The organism is Muriicola sp. E247 (genome assembly GCF_041358175.1).
In the GTDB taxonomy this organism is placed as follows: domain Bacteria; phylum Bacteroidota; class Bacteroidia; order Flavobacteriales; family Flavobacteriaceae; genus Muriicola.
Genome location: NZ_JBGKBE010000001.1, coordinates 135,050 through 149,612, shown reverse-complemented (window position 1 = coordinate 149,612; position 14,563 = coordinate 135,050). Strand labels below are relative to the sequence as shown.

The window sequence follows — 14,563 nt, the reverse complement described above, 5'->3', positions numbered from 1 at the left end:
GATGAGGAGATATCTAACGATATTAGGATTGTTTCTTTCTTTTAGTCTCCTTGGACAGGAGGCAGATTCCCTTACACTTAATTTCAGGGAATACCTGGGTTATGTAAAAAAGTATCACCCCATTGCCAAACAGGCCGAATTGGTCATTGCCATTGGTGAAGCCAATCTGATGAAGGCCCGGGGAGGCTTTGATCCAAAGGTTGAAGTAGATTACGACCGCAAGAAATTTAAGGGTACTGAATACTATGACCGACTTAATGCCACCTTTAAGATACCAACCTGGTATGGGATTGAACTCAAAGGAAATTTTGAACAGACCGATGGTGAATTTTTAAATCCAGACGAAACTTTACCGGATGATGGTTTATACAGTGCAGGTGTATCATTTTCGCTTGGGAAGGGATTTCTTGCAAATGACCGAATGGCCACAGTGCGAAAAGCTAAATTTTTCCGGGAACAGACCCTGGCAGACAGGGACCTGCTTATAAATACCATACTTTTTGATGCATGTGTTGCTTATTTTGATTGGTTACAGGCATATAACGACCGGGAAATTTATCGCCGGTTTCTGGACAACGCTCAGATACGATTCGAAGGAATCAGGAAGAGGGCCAGGGCAGGAGATTTAGCCGCAATCGATACCGTTGAAGCAAAAATTGCCTACCAGAACAGAGCTCTTGGCCTAACCCAGGCCGAGGTGACCCTTAGGAACAAAACCCTGGCATTATCTAATTTTCTCTGGATGCCGAATAATATACCCGTGGAACTCAGGGAAGAAGTTATTCCAGATACAACACTTGAAGGTGAAATAGATCTTGCCCTTGAAATTATGGGCCTGCCTTTGGATAGTTTTACGATCGAAAACCATCCTAAAATTATATCCCTCGGACGCAAAATAGACCAGTTGACAATAGACAAACGATTAAAGACAAATAACCTTTTACCTCAAATTGACCTCGAATACAATTTTCTGACGGAGACTCCGGAATTGATCAATTCCCTACAGCAAGAAAATTACAAAGGTGGGGTGAATATCAGTTTGCCACTTTTCCTGCGAAAAGAAAGGGGAGAGCTGAAACTGGCGAAATTTAAATTGAGGGATGCCGAATTTGAGTATGCCAATGCCTCCATATCTATTGCGAACAAAGTGCTTGCGATCTATAATGAACTGGAATCTTTCGAGGAGCAAAATCAATTGGTTTACGATATAGTTACAAATTACAGAACCCTACTCCGGGGGGAAGAACGCAAATTTAATTTTGGTGAAAGTTCACTTTTTCTGATTAATAGCCGGGAGAGTAAACTGATCGACGCAAGGCTCAAACAAAATGAATTGCAAAACAAATTCTTCAAGGCAAAAGCAAAGTTGTTCCAGAGCCTGGCTATCAATCCTGAAAGTCTTTGATGGAATTTATCTCTGAAAAGGACATGTAAGGAAAGAGATTAAAATTCTACAAAGGACCTGAACATCTACACCTTCACTAGTCATAAGTATAAAACAAAAATGGAAAAACAAACATCATTTACATCTTCACAAGACTTATTGCAGGAGGTAATCCGGAAGGGCATGACATATCTTGAGTTTCGCGAGTTGGTGGCTGATCTGGCCAGGAAAAATGGTACAACCGGACCTGAACAGACCGATGCCTATAAACATTATACGGAACTCAATGACAGACGGATGAGACGCTGGGACAAGACCTTTAAGATTTCCGACGAAATCAATTCGAAGATTGCCAATTACTCCAGAAAGGTTACCTGGCTTGTGATTACCGAGAGTTGGTGTGGGGATGCTGCCCCCAGTCTGCCTGTTATGAACAGGATGGCTGAAATAAATGACGAAATTGACTTAAGGATTATATTGAGAAGTGAATATCCCAGGATCATGGATATGTTCTTGACTGATGGTAAAAGATCGATCCCAAAATTAATCGTGATCGATACAGAAGATATGGAGGTAATAAATACCTGGGGACCATTGCCTTCAAAAGCTACCCTTTTGGCCATGGAGTACAAGAAGGAACACGGATCTCTTTCTGCCGCTTTTAAGGAGGACTTACAGCAATGGTTTAATGCGGATAAGGGGAAGAATACACTAGAAGACCTGCTACAACTATTTACTTTGAAATAGATAAGTAATGGTACCCAGTTGCGACGCCTTGTCTCCGGGATTAAATCTGGCTTTCAGGGCGTACTGTATCGCATTTTCAACCAGGCAACCATTGGAAGTGTTCGAACTAGTTGCGTTAAAGTTGGCATCCGTAACATACCCCAATCGATCTACCGTAATGTTTATAACCACTTTTCCTCCTTCGAGGCAAGTATATATTGGAGGTGGAAGCTCATAACTGTTCCGATCTACCAGGGAATAGGAAATACGGGTAGTCCTGTTCTTCATGTAGTCTGTATACTCCTTTTTTTCAGCATCTTTTTCCCCCAGTTGTTGCTTACGCTCTTCCCTTTTATTGGCCATTTCCTTTAGAGAATTCGCGAAAGCCTCATTTTCATTCAACATTTCTTCAAGTGATTTCTCATCCGAGTTCAGTTGATGCTCTTCCATGAGTTCCTCAAGTGTTTTCAAAGGTTCAGGGTTGCCAAAACTCGGTTTTGCTGTCTCGTTTACAGCCCGGTTGCTTTTTAATATATTGGTATTGGCCAGTTCCTCTGCCCTTTTTTCTTCCTGCTCGAGAATCTCCTGAAGATCTTCATCAGCCAAACTCATTTCGATGACGTATTCGTCCTGTTCTTCAGCATCGAGATGCAGATTAAAGAGCAGGAGTACCATAATAGAGAGCGAAAAGAACGTAATGATCAACGAGAGTTGATTTCTGTTCAAATTCGATATCCATTGGAAATATGTCGCGATTTTGTTCATTAATCTCAGCTACTCCTCCCTAAAATTACAAAACGAACGACTTATTCCGCTAAGTACTTTGCCCTGAATTCGGGGGGTGTTATAGCATTATTTACGTTGTACAGGCCTATTTTGGTTCTTCTCAGGGCAGAAAGGTGTCCTCCTGACGCTAGTGCTCGGCCAAAATCATGCGCAAGTGACCTGATGTATGTCCCTTTGCTACAGACCACTCTGAAATGAACCCTGGGCATCTCAACAGCAGTAATTTCGAACTCAAATATTTCTATTTCCCGTGTATTAATAACTACCTCTTCGCCTTCCCGGGCATATTGATAAAGTCGTTTCCCATCCTTTTTCAAAGCTGAAAAAACAGGGGGTTTTTGTTGGATCTTTCCAGTAAATTGAGAGGTAGCTTCCTTTATTTTTTGTTCTGTGAGATGATTGGTTTTGTATTCCTTATCTATTTCGGTTTCCAGATCAAAGGAGGGGGTAGTGGCCCCAAGAGTTATGGTGCCTGTATATTCTTTTCTCTGCCCCTGAATTTCGGAAATCCTCTTGGTAAACTTACCAGTACAGATCACTAAAAGGCCGGTTGCGAGAGGATCGAGAGTGCCGGCATGCCCAACTTTAATTTTTTTAAGATTAAATTTTTTTCGAATGGTCCATTTAATGAAATTAACTGCCTGGAATGAGGTCCATTCAAGGGGTTTATCAATTAGCAATACCTGCCCTTCCTGAAACTCTTCTTTGGAAATCAAGTCCATTTTACGGTTTGTTTTGGAAATCTAGCTCCATAGGCCCAGGGCGATTGCTGTAAGTCCTACCAGGAAACAGTAGATAGCAAAGTACTGTAATTTGCTCTGCCTTACTAATTTGATCATCCAGATACATGCAACCAGACCAGAAAGAAAGGCAGCGAGGAAGCCCGCACCCAGGGAAACCATTTGTGCACTTTGAAAATCGATCTCACCACTTAATAAGTCCTTCGCCATTTTTCCGAGAATAAGCGGGACTACCATTAAAAATGAAAATCGTGTAGCCTTATTTTTGTCAATTCCCAGAAGCACAGAAGTTGAAATTGTAGCACCACTTCTCGAAATTCCCGGAAGAATAGCAATAGCCTGGGATACGCCGATAACAAAAGCATTGAGAAAGGTAACCTGTTTCTGGGTCTCTTTGGCCCTGTCTGCCATATAGAGTAGCAGTGCAGTTACAATAAGCATAAACCCGACTAATACAACATTCTCACCGAAGAGGCTTTCCAATTCTTTTTCAAAGAAATAACCAATAAAGGCTGCGGGTAGCATGGACAGAATAATTTTTAGCGAAAATTCAGTTTCCTCATTCCACTTGAATTGAAATAAGCCTTTAAGGATGCTCCACACATCAGCTCTGAAAACCACAAGGGTACTCAGGGCAGTAGCAAAGTGGAGTACAACAGTAAATAGTAAACTGTCCTGGGGAATAGACTCGTCTCCCAGAATTGCCTTTCCAAGCTCTAAATGCCCACTGGAAGAAACCGGAAGAAATTCAGTCAAACCTTGTACGATGCCAAGGATGATGGCGTCTATTATATCCAATTATTTGTTTTTATGGGGATTTAAAAGGATTGCATATACCTCCAACCCAAGGCCAATCAATACCAGGGTGGGAGCGAGTTTTATCCGTCTAAAACTGTAGATGTCCGGGTTAAATACCGTCGGATCATCACTTCCCCCTCCGCTCATCAGAATAAAGCCCAAGGCTATAAATGCTATTCCGAGGAACATAAAAAGGTAGTTTTTCCTTTGAAAGATAAATTCCTGTCGCGGAGTGTCCTTTGTATTCTTCTGCTTTTTACCCATATCCGCAAAGTTAATAATATAAATCGTCTGTTCTCAGATTCAAAAAACGTTGTGTTGCGAAAAATGTACTTAGTAATGAGATCATCAAGCCAAGTACAAATACGCCGAGGAAAAGCCCTCCCAGGAACCAGATATCTGAAAGCAGTTCCAGTTCTGGAAAATTCAGGTTCATGTAATAGAGGAGGCCACCGAGAAAGAGTAAAGCCAGCAGTGATCCCAGCATCCCCAATTTGACATTTGTCCAAATAAAAGGCCTTCTGATAAATGTCTTGGTTGCCCCCACCATTTGCATGGTTTTGATGATAAATCGTTTTGAATAGATCGAAAGCCGGATAGAACTATTGATGAGTAGCACGGCAATAAAGGTAAATACGCCACTTACGATAAGTATCCAGAAGGAGATCTTTTTTACGTTATCGGTGAGTAAGGCAATAAGGGGTTTGTCATAGTTGACTTCTTCCACATACCCTTTCCCGGAAATTTCTTCGGCAATCTGAGCGATTTGTTCCGTAGTTACGAATTCTGCATTAAGCTGAACGTCTATTGAGTTTTTTAAAGGATTGTACCCTAGAAAATCGATAAAATTCTCACCTATTTCCTCACTGTGTTGTTCGGCGGCCTCTTCTTTAGAGACATAGGTTGCTTTTTTCGTATAAGGAGCGAGCGCAAGGCTTTTCTGCAGCTGGTCAATTTCAACCTGCTTGGCATTGTCCTTTAAAAATACCGATAAAGTAATCTGTTCTTTAAAGTGATCTGCCAGTTTTTTGGTATTGAGAACAAGAAGGCCCAGAACGCCAAGAAGAAACAAGACCAGACTTATACTCAGAACTACCGAGAAGTAAGAGGAAATTAATTTTCTCTTTTGATAACGTTCAAACGATTTACTCATAAATCACATTAATGCCGTAAAAATACTAAAGTATAAAGAACCTGTAACCGACCTTGGCAGAATATTATGGTCTTGTTCTGCCTATCACCTGACCAGGGCGACATGACCTTGGTAAATATTGTTCTCAATACGTACTGTAAACCAATAATCTCCTGAGGGGAGTAATCGGGAGTTAAAACTTCCATCCCATCTCAACGGCTCACCTAAGGCATTTTTAATCAACTTACCATAACGATCATAAAGGTTGATCTCGTAATCAGAGAGGGATCCTATCCCTTCCACTTCAAAAAAGTCGTTTATCCCGTCCCCGTTGGGGGTAAAAAATTTGGGTACAACCAAATGAAAAAATTCCCGTGTGACATTACTGCAACTCGAATCCCCCCTTACCGATATTGTGTATAATCCCCCCGGAATTTTCTGAAAGACAGACTCGTTCTGAAAATTTAATCCATCCAAGGAATATTCAGCCTCACCTACGTTGGAGGTATTCACAACAATATTGTTGTCTACTGTCCTTATTTCTTCAATAACAGGTAGATTTATTTGAAGGACTTCAATTGTTTTTATGTTGGAACACCCATTCGAATCTGTGACTTCCACAGTATAAATCCCGGGTTGTGAAACCGTTATTTCCGAGGTAGTTTCCCCGGTACTCCATTCATAGCGGGAAGCTGACACCCCTGCTTGCAGCAGTACATCTTCATTCTCACAAAAGGAAATAACCTCATCATTCACTTCAGGGAGCGGATAAAATTCTAAAGTAACCGCCGTCCTGTTTGATGAGGGACAATAGGCTAAGGTGGAAACAGCCTCTGCATAATAAGTTCCTGCAATATCGGTGCTGTATGTAATTGTATCTGTATCGAGTAAAGTCCCTCCGGTTGGGGCATCATACCAGTCTACCTGTACTCCGGGTGGAACCCTTACGGTAAGGAGTCCGTTTTCAATATTTTCACATATCCGGATATCCCCGATACTGGAAGGAGGATTAGGGGTAGGGACAAATACAATTTCGAACACCTGTGAAATAACATTGCACAGATTGTTGTTGATATTGATGAGGTCTTCTGATACAACTACCCTGTAATATCGACTGTCTGTCAATATAGGTGTGGAATAGGTATCAGTAGTTTCGCCCGGGATATTTACCCAGCTCGAATTATCCGTACTTTCCTGCCATTGGTAAAAATGATTGTTGAAAATACTGAAGTCGGGTGTGGCGCTGAGGGTGAGACTTCCCACCGGGCTGTCTACTTCACATTGAAAGATAGAGTTTCTATTCTGAGTATCGCTGAGTGTAACCAGATCACCACACGACCTGAAGGCGATATCGTCTATGGCAAGATCATTTCCGCATCCTCCACTTCCATTATTGATCATCTTCAGAATTACGGAAGACTGTCCCGGAAGGGTGGTGAACAACAAGGCGTATTGTTCCCACTCTGGAGTTGTTTTGTCTTCAATATCCCCTGTATCGCCGGAGGCCAGTAAATTGGTATCGGTACTGTCCCAGATCTGAAATTGGACATTGACTGGAATACCGTTGTTGGGGCAACCAACACCCATTCTCGGATGTAAATTCAGAAGCCAGGAGGAGAATTCATAGGATGTGTTCTCACAAAGACCATCAATAGACCTTCGATAGAATTCGCCTGCGGTAAAACTTGCATTAACGATAAATGCTTTACCACTCACGTCATCGGGTGTATGATCCTGGATATTAAACCAATCGAAATATCCAGCAGTATTGCTTGTAATGGTATAGCTACCGTCATCAGGGGGGCCATTGACATAGGTATAGGTGGTAGTGCCTGGAGGCAATGCAGGTCCGTTTGTAATGCCGGTCCCAAAATCTTCTGTAAATATAGGGCTTCCGGAACTTCCCTGGCAAAATCCAAGTTGAGCGGTTCCTTTTAAGGAGACACTGCACAAGGCAAGAAAAATGACTACTGTGATTCTTTTCATTTACCGTCCTAAAAATATGCTTTTCAACTTCATTATAGCTACAAAACATCGAACGTCTTTGTTAATCACATTATTGTTGTGGGGAATAGCTTTTCACTTTCAGCTAATACTCCTATTTTTGCCGCATTACAATGAGAAAGATCAAAGGATGAGCTACGATTTCAGAAGGATTGAAGACAAGTGGCAGGAATACTGGGCCAAGAATCAGACATTCAGGGCGGAAAATGAATCGGACAAGAAGAAATTCTATGTCCTGGATATGTTTCCCTATCCTTCGGGGGCAGGACTGCACGTAGGACACCCACTGGGGTATATCGCCAACGATATCTACGCCCGCTATAAAAGACATCAGGGATATAATGTACTACATCCTATGGGGTATGATTCTTTCGGTTTGCCTGCAGAGCAATATGCCATTCAAACAGGACAACATCCGGCTATCACTACCGAGACCAATATTAAAAGATATAGAGAACAGTTAGACAAACTTGGCTTTTCTTTTGACTGGAGCAGGGAGGTACGCACTTCGGACCCCTCTTATTACAAATGGACACAGTGGGTATTTATTCAATTGTTTAATTCCTGGTACGACAAGGATTCAGATAAAGCCCAAAGCATTAGTCGGCTCGAAGAGCGATTAGGGAAAGAAGGCAATAAAAAGATCAATGCTGTTTGTGATGACGACACTCCAGTGATCGATGCCGCTCGATGGAAAGGGATGGACAGGGATGAACAACAAAAATTCCTTTTAAAATACCGTCTTACATATCTTGCTGATACAGAAGTGAACTGGTGCCCGGCTTTGGGTACCGTACTTGCCAATGACGAGATTATCAACGGCGTTTCAGAACGCGGTGGGCATCCCGTGGTGCGAAAGAAAATGACACAGTGGAGTATGAGAATTACGGCCTATGCCCAGAGGCTCCTCGACGGACTTGAAACGATCGACTGGCCTCAGCCACTGAAAGATGCACAAACCAATTGGATAGGACGATCCGTGGGAGCCTCCCTCACTTTTTTTACTGCAAAAAGTGATGAGATAACCTCCTCATATCCAATAGAAGTATTCACCACAAGGCCTGATACCTTGTTTGGAGTAAGCTTTATGACCCTGGCACCGGAGCACGAACTGGTGGAAAAAATAACCACTCAGAACCAGAAAGAAGAAGTAGAACGTTATGTGGAAAAATCTGCCAAACGATCCGAAAGGGATAGGATGGCAGACGTAAAGACCATAAGCGGGGCTTTTACAGGTTCCTATGTTCTTCATCCGTTTACGGGCGAATCCATTCCCATCTGGATTGGCGACTATGTACTGGCAGGTTACGGAACCGGTGCTGTAATGTCAGTACCCTGCGGCGACCAGCGGGATTACGATTTTGCAAAACATTTCAATATCCCCATCCCTAATATCTTCAAAGGTGTTGATATTTCTGAGGAAGCCTTCGCAGACAAAGAGAATACCATCATTGCTAATTCGGACTTTCTCAATGGCTTAACATACAAAGAAGCCTCGGCGAAAATTATCAAGGCTTTGGAGGAGAAGGAAATTGGCAAAGGAAAAATAAACTATCGCTTGCGGGATGCGGTGTTCAGCAGACAGCGATACTGGGGCGAACCTTTTCCTGTATACTACATCAACGGGATTCCTCATATGATCCCTGAGAGCCGGCTTCCACTAAACTTACCCGAAGTGGAAAAATACCTGCCTACAGAAACAGGAGAACCGCCTTTAGGCAATGCAACTAACTGGGCCTGGTGTACCAAAACAGAACAAGTAGTTGCTAACGATCTTATAGACCACAAGCAAGTCTTTCCACTGGAACTCAACACAATGCCCGGATGGGCAGGTAGTTCCCAGTATTTTAATCGATATATGGATCCGGAGAATGACGAGGAGATTTTTTCTAAAGAAGCGATTTCCTACTGGGAGGATGTAGACCTGTATATTGGAGGAATTGAGCATGCCACGGGGCATTTGCTGTATTCCCGTTTCTGGCAGAAATTTATGTTCGACAAGGGCTGGGTAGGTAAAGAAGAATATGCCCGTAAGCTCATTAATCAAGGAATGATCCTTGGGACAAGTGCCTTTGTTTACAGGGAAAAGGGTACCCAGCGCTTTTTGTCCAGAGATTTGATTGAAGGGAAAGAAGTCGACCCAATTCACGCCGACGTATCTCTGGTAAATGCTTCCGATGAATTGGATATAGAGGGTTTTAAAAAATGGCGACCTGAATTTAAAAATGCCGAATTTGTTTTAGATGGAGAAGTTTTTCAGGTCGGTAGGGAAGTAGAGAAAATGTCCAAATCCAAATACAACGTTGTAAATCCGGATGCCATCTGTCAGGAATACGGGGCCGATGCTTTGCGTCTCTACGAAATGTTTCTTGGGCCTCTGGAGCAATCGAAACCCTGGAATACGGCCGGGATAACCGGAGTGTACTCTTTCCTGAAGAAACTCTGGCGTTTATTCCATTCCCATGAAAAAGGAGATTTTTATTTATCTGAGACTGTTCCAAATCCTGAATCTCTTAAGACCTTACACAAGACAATCAAAAAGGTAACAGAAGATATCGAGGCATTTAGTTTTAATACCTCAGTATCTACTTTTATGATCTGTGTTAATGAACTTTCTGCACAGAAATGTAATTCTAGACAAGTACTTGAAGCCCTTATCGTCCTCATTGCCCCTTATGCGCCTCACCTGGCTGAAGAGTTATGGGCTAAAGCGGGACATAACACCTCCGTTAGTGTGGCAAGTTTTCCAATATTTGAAGAGAAATATTTGGTCGAAGATCAAAAGGAATACCCTATTTCATTTAACGGGAAAATGCGGTTTACCCTTAGCTTACCCCTTAGTCTTACTAAAGAAGAAGTAGAGGTCAAAGTGCTCGGTCATGAAAAAACACAGGCACAACTTGCAGGGAAGGAACCCAAAAAGGTAATCGTAGTCCCGGGTAAAATCGTCAATATAGTTGTTTAAGAATAATTTGTTACCCCCCCCCTGTATTTTAAGTTTATTAAGATAAAAAGTTAGATTATTTAACTATACCCCTCTTAAAAAGGGGGTATTTGTTTTATAATTAATGATATTTAAACATTTACCCCTGCATTTCATCGATTATTTTTCTCTGGGCAGATTTATAGTTTCAATTTTGAGGAAACGAACAAACAAAACAAAAAGGCATGATTATCGGGGTACCAAAAGAAATTAAAAATAATGAAAGTCGGGTGGGGATGACCCCGGCCGGTGTTTACGAACTGGTTAAGAACCACCACAAGGTTTTTGTACAATCCACTGCCGGCGAAGGAAGTGGATTTTTTGATAAGGACTATCAGACTGCAGGGGCTACTATTCTTGATAGTATTGAGGAGGTATATGCTTCGAGTGATATGATTGTCAAGGTAAAGGAGCCTATAGAGCCGGAGTATAGTCTGATAAGGCAGGGACAGGTCATCTTCACTTATTTCCACTTTGCTTCCAGCGAAACATTAACAAAGGCAATGCTCGCCAGTGGAGCAATATGTATAGCGTATGAAACTGTTGAAGACTCGGATGGGACACTACCCTTGTTGACCCCTATGTCGGAAGTTGCAGGCAGAATGGCCATTCAACAGGGAGCAAAATACCTGGAGAAACCTAAAAAAGGCAGGGGTGTCTTATTGGGAGGTGTTCCCGGAGTCGCTCCAGGCAAGGTTCTTGTTCTCGGCGCCGGAGTAGTAGGAGCCCAGGCTGCTAAAATGGCAGCCGGATTAGGAGCCCATGTAACTATTCTGGACGTTAACATGAAACGCCTTCGTTACATCAACGACGTCATGCCCAGTCATGTCGTCACAGAATACTCAAATGAATTCAATATCCGGAAGCATATAAAAACCCACGATCTTATAATCGGAGGCGTATTGCTGAAAGGAGCGAAAGCACCTAATCTGATCAGCAGGGATATGCTCAAGATGATGAGGCCGGGAACCGTCATTGTGGATGTGGCAGTTGACCAGGGAGGATGTGTTGAAACCACTAAGCCGACAACACATGAAGATCCTATCTATATCATTGACGATGTCGTCCATTATTCTGTAGCCAATATGCCCGGGGCAGTACCTTACACTTCAACGATGGCCCTTACCAACGTAACCTTACCTTTTGTTCTTGCCCTGGCAAATAAAGGTTGGTATAAGGCATGTGAGGAAGATGAAGCCCTGCATAAGGGGTTGAATATTATCGAAGGGGAAATTGCATACAGGGAAATTGTAGAGACCTTCGGATGGGAAGAAGCTCTAGCATAATCAGGTACATTTTGTCAGTTTTAATTACCCCGCCTCAATTGGCGGGGTTTTTGTTATGTTATTTGTAATTTTAATATCTAAAATGCGAATACTATGATGACCTATTATATTTTGTTGGGAGCCATTGCCCTTGTGAGCTGGTTGGTGAGCAGCAAGTTAAAAAGTAAGTTTAAACACTATTCCAGGGTTCATCTTCGAAACGGGATGAGCGGGGCCGAAATTGCCGAAAAAATGCTGGCCGACCACGGAATAAAAGATGTTAAGGTAGTTTCCACTTCAGGAATGCTGACTGATCATTACAATCCGGTAAATAAAACCGTAAACCTGAGTGAAAGTGTGTACAGCCAAAGAAATGCAGCATCTGCGGCTGTAGCTGCTCATGAATGCGGACATGCGGTTCAACATGCTCAGGCCTATGAATGGCTTACCATGCGCTCTAAACTGGTGCCTGTGGTGAGCGTAACATCCGGGATGTCTACCTGGATTGTGTTTGGCGGAATCATGCTTGGTGCCGCTGCTGGAGTCGGTTTTGGTTGGTATGTTGCTATTGCCGGTTTGATTATGATGGGCTTGGCAACGCTTTTTAGCTTTATTACCCTACCTGTTGAATACGACGCAAGTAATCGTGCTCTGGCGTGGTTGAAACAAAGGAACATGGTCACGCCCGAAGAATACAAGGGTTCAGAAGATGCTTTAAAATGGGCAGCAAGGACCTATCTTGTTGCGGCTATAGGCTCTCTCGCCACTTTGGTATACTGGGGCCTTCAAGTGTTAGGCGGAAGGGATTAATCCGAAGATTTTAGAATAAACCCGGGCTAGTTCCCGGGTTTTTTTATATCATTATTTGCCTGTCTATCTGTTGATCAAGGGAAATAAAAGTCTCGGTTCTGGAAACCCCTTCTATCTGCTGAATATTCTTATTGAGAACGTACATAAGATGTTCATTGTCTTTACAGAGAACCTTGATCAGAATAGACCAATTGCCCGTGGTGTAATGACATTCTAAAACTTCGGGAATCTTTTCAAGTGACTTAACAGCTCTGGGATTGCTCATAGCCTTATCGAGAAATATTCCAATATAAGCCATGGTTGTATACCCCAGGATTTTTGGATTGATCACGAATTTTGAACCGGCAATAAGGCCTGATTTTTCAAGCTTCCGCAGACGTTGATGTATGGCAGCCCCCGAAATACCAATATTCCTGGCAATTTCGAGAATAGGTTTTCTCGCATCGGCCATTAAAAATTTTAATATCTTTTTGTCTATTCCGTCTATTTTTACTTTATCGATGGCGGATGGCATATTTTAATTTTAATTATAAACAAATATAATATTTCTCCTTACACTCTTTAACCTGCCACCGAATCGGGATTATAGCCAAGATAGGGAACCTCGTATTCCTTAAAGATCACCCCATAAGATTCTAATTCGCTGAGGATAGGTTCATACACTTCTTTGCGCAAGGGAATTTGCACCCCCGGAGTCTTTATCTTGTCATTCAGGATTAACAAGGTGGCCATGGCAACCGGCAATCCCACAGTTTTAGCCATGGCAGTATGTGTTCTGTTCTGCCCTATAACAACCATATTGGAGTCTATCTGATATTTTTTCCCATTGAGTTCATAACCAAACTTGTGATACATAACAATCATATCCTTGTCCTCTTCTTGCAATGTCCATTGATCTTCAAGAATTTTCTGAAGCATCTGTGCAGGGGTGGCATTTTTAAGGTCGATCGTTTTATCGGGATTAAATATGTCGAGTTCAACCAGCTTTTTCCACATAATATCGTCCTGATCGATCTTCAGATAATGACGGAGCTTTAGCTCTACCGAATCAGTAGGCGAATAGGGAAGAAAGAGATTTGTAAAATCCCTGTATGACATGTCCTCTGAACCTTCAACTTCATAACTATCATCTGTCATACCAAGCTGTACAAACATATTCCAGGCTTTGGAGAATCCAACCCGTCTCATGGTGCCGCGATAAAGAGTAAGGGCGTGATGAAGGCCATAGGCCTCCCTGTAATTGAGCGAATCACGGTTGGCATAGGCTTCAAAAGTTCCGTATCCGGGGATTTCCATAAATTCTGTACGCCTGAATAATTTGTGATAAGGGATATATTTATATGTGCCTTCCTGTATAAACTTTGCAGCCCCACCTTGCCCGGCCAGCACTACATTTCTTGGATTCCAGGTAAATTTGTAGTTCCAGGTGTTATTGTCACTTTCGGGGGCAACCAGCCCGCCTGTAAACGATTCGAAAAGAAGCATTCTCCCTCCTTTTGCCCTGATCTTATCAATGATCTGCATAGCACTCATATGATCAATACCCGGATCGAGACCTATTTCATTAATAAAAATCAGTCCGGCCTTTTTTACCTTCTCTTTCATAGCGTCCATTTCCTTGCTGACATAGGAGGCGGTTACTAAATTTTTACGGTGAACCAGGCAATCTGATGCCACGGACTGATGCAGCCGAGCCGGCAGCATAGAGATAACGATATCTGCTTTTTCAATCGCCTTTGATCTGGCCTTGGCATCGCCGATATCCAGTTTTAGGGGAGTACAGCAGGGATGTTCTCTAAGTGTCTCGGGTATCCTGTCTATATGGAGATCAGCAATAGTGAGATGCAGAGATTCACTCTCAGATTTTTCTTTAAAATAGTCGAGGAGGTAGGAAGTAGACTTTCCCGCTCCAAATATCAAAATGTTACGCTTCAT

Annotated in this window: 13 protein-coding genes; 5 read left to right on the top strand and 8 right to left on the bottom strand. The window is 42.5% G+C overall.

The features are described from left to right. The first annotated feature begins 1 nt into the window (after window position 1). Window positions 2-1,405 carry a TolC family protein gene (locus tag ACA086_RS00645; protein ID WP_371001285.1) on the top strand — a complete coding sequence of 468 codons (1,404 nt, stop codon included), beginning with the start codon at window positions 2-4 and terminating at the stop codon, window positions 1,403-1,405. Between the two features lie 99 nt (window positions 1,406-1,504). Continuing rightward, window positions 1,505-2,131, top strand: coding sequence for a thioredoxin family protein (locus ACA086_RS00640; RefSeq protein WP_371001284.1), 627 nt, complete (start codon window positions 1,505-1,507; stop codon window positions 2,129-2,131). Here the strand turns inward: ACA086_RS00640 and ACA086_RS00635 are convergent. The 6 genes from ACA086_RS00635 to ACA086_RS00610 form a co-directional block, all read right to left on the bottom strand. Then, window positions 2,114-2,875, bottom strand: a complete 762-nt coding sequence (locus tag ACA086_RS00635) for an energy transducer TonB (protein WP_371001283.1) — start codon at window positions 2,873-2,875, stop codon at window positions 2,114-2,116. The two genes, ACA086_RS00640 and ACA086_RS00635, sit on opposite strands and share 18 nt — an antisense overlap. 41 nt (window positions 2,876-2,916) lie before the next feature. After that, window positions 2,917-3,618 carry a tRNA pseudouridine(55) synthase TruB gene (gene truB, locus ACA086_RS00630; protein WP_371001282.1) on the bottom strand — a complete coding sequence of 234 codons (702 nt, stop codon included), beginning with the start codon at window positions 3,616-3,618 and terminating at the stop codon, window positions 2,917-2,919. 21 nt (window positions 3,619-3,639) lie between these two features. Further along, complete coding sequence (locus tag ACA086_RS00625; RefSeq protein ID WP_371001281.1) at window positions 3,640-4,434, bottom strand: undecaprenyl-diphosphate phosphatase; 795 nt, start codon at window positions 4,432-4,434, stop codon at window positions 3,640-3,642. Then, complete coding sequence (locus tag ACA086_RS00620) at window positions 4,435-4,698, bottom strand: DUF3098 domain-containing protein (RefSeq protein ID WP_371001280.1); 264 nt, start codon at window positions 4,696-4,698, stop codon at window positions 4,435-4,437. Between the two features lie 10 nt (window positions 4,699-4,708). Next, the gene (locus tag ACA086_RS00615) at window positions 4,709-5,587 is read right to left on the bottom strand and encodes a cell division protein FtsX (RefSeq protein WP_371001279.1); all 879 of its coding nucleotides are present in this window, start codon (window positions 5,585-5,587) and stop codon (window positions 4,709-4,711) included. A gap of 84 nt (window positions 5,588-5,671) precedes the next feature. Continuing rightward, window positions 5,672-7,552 carry a T9SS type B sorting domain-containing protein gene (locus tag ACA086_RS00610; protein WP_371001278.1) on the bottom strand — a complete coding sequence of 627 codons (1,881 nt, stop codon included), beginning with the start codon at window positions 7,550-7,552 and terminating at the stop codon, window positions 5,672-5,674. A gap of 148 nt (window positions 7,553-7,700) precedes the next feature. On the opposite strand from ACA086_RS00610, the gene leuS reads away from it, so the two are divergent. The 3 genes from leuS to ACA086_RS00595 all read left to right on the top strand — a co-directional run bounded on the left by leuS (window position 7,701) and on the right by ACA086_RS00595 (window position 12,628). Continuing rightward, on the top strand, window positions 7,701-10,535 hold the full coding sequence (gene leuS, locus ACA086_RS00605) for a leucine--tRNA ligase (RefSeq protein ID WP_371001276.1): 2,835 nt from the start codon (window positions 7,701-7,703) through the stop codon (window positions 10,533-10,535). A gap of 203 nt (window positions 10,536-10,738) precedes the next feature. Further along, the gene (gene ald / locus ACA086_RS00600) at window positions 10,739-11,839 is read left to right on the top strand and encodes an alanine dehydrogenase (RefSeq protein WP_371001275.1); all 1,101 of its coding nucleotides are present in this window, start codon (window positions 10,739-10,741) and stop codon (window positions 11,837-11,839) included. A gap of 93 nt (window positions 11,840-11,932) precedes the next feature. Further along, window positions 11,933-12,628, top strand: a complete 696-nt coding sequence (locus tag ACA086_RS00595; protein ID WP_371001274.1) for a zinc metallopeptidase — start codon at window positions 11,933-11,935, stop codon at window positions 12,626-12,628. Between the two features lie 43 nt (window positions 12,629-12,671). Here ACA086_RS00595 and ACA086_RS00590 read toward each other — a convergent pair whose 3' ends face one another. Then, a complete protein-coding gene (locus tag ACA086_RS00590) occupies window positions 12,672-13,142 on the bottom strand; it encodes an Lrp/AsnC ligand binding domain-containing protein (RefSeq protein WP_371001272.1) in 471 nt (156 codons plus the stop codon). Window positions 13,143-13,189: 47 nt separating this feature from the next. Further along, a complete protein-coding gene (locus ACA086_RS00585) occupies window positions 13,190-14,563 on the bottom strand; it encodes a saccharopine dehydrogenase family protein (protein ID WP_371001271.1) in 1,374 nt (457 codons plus the stop codon).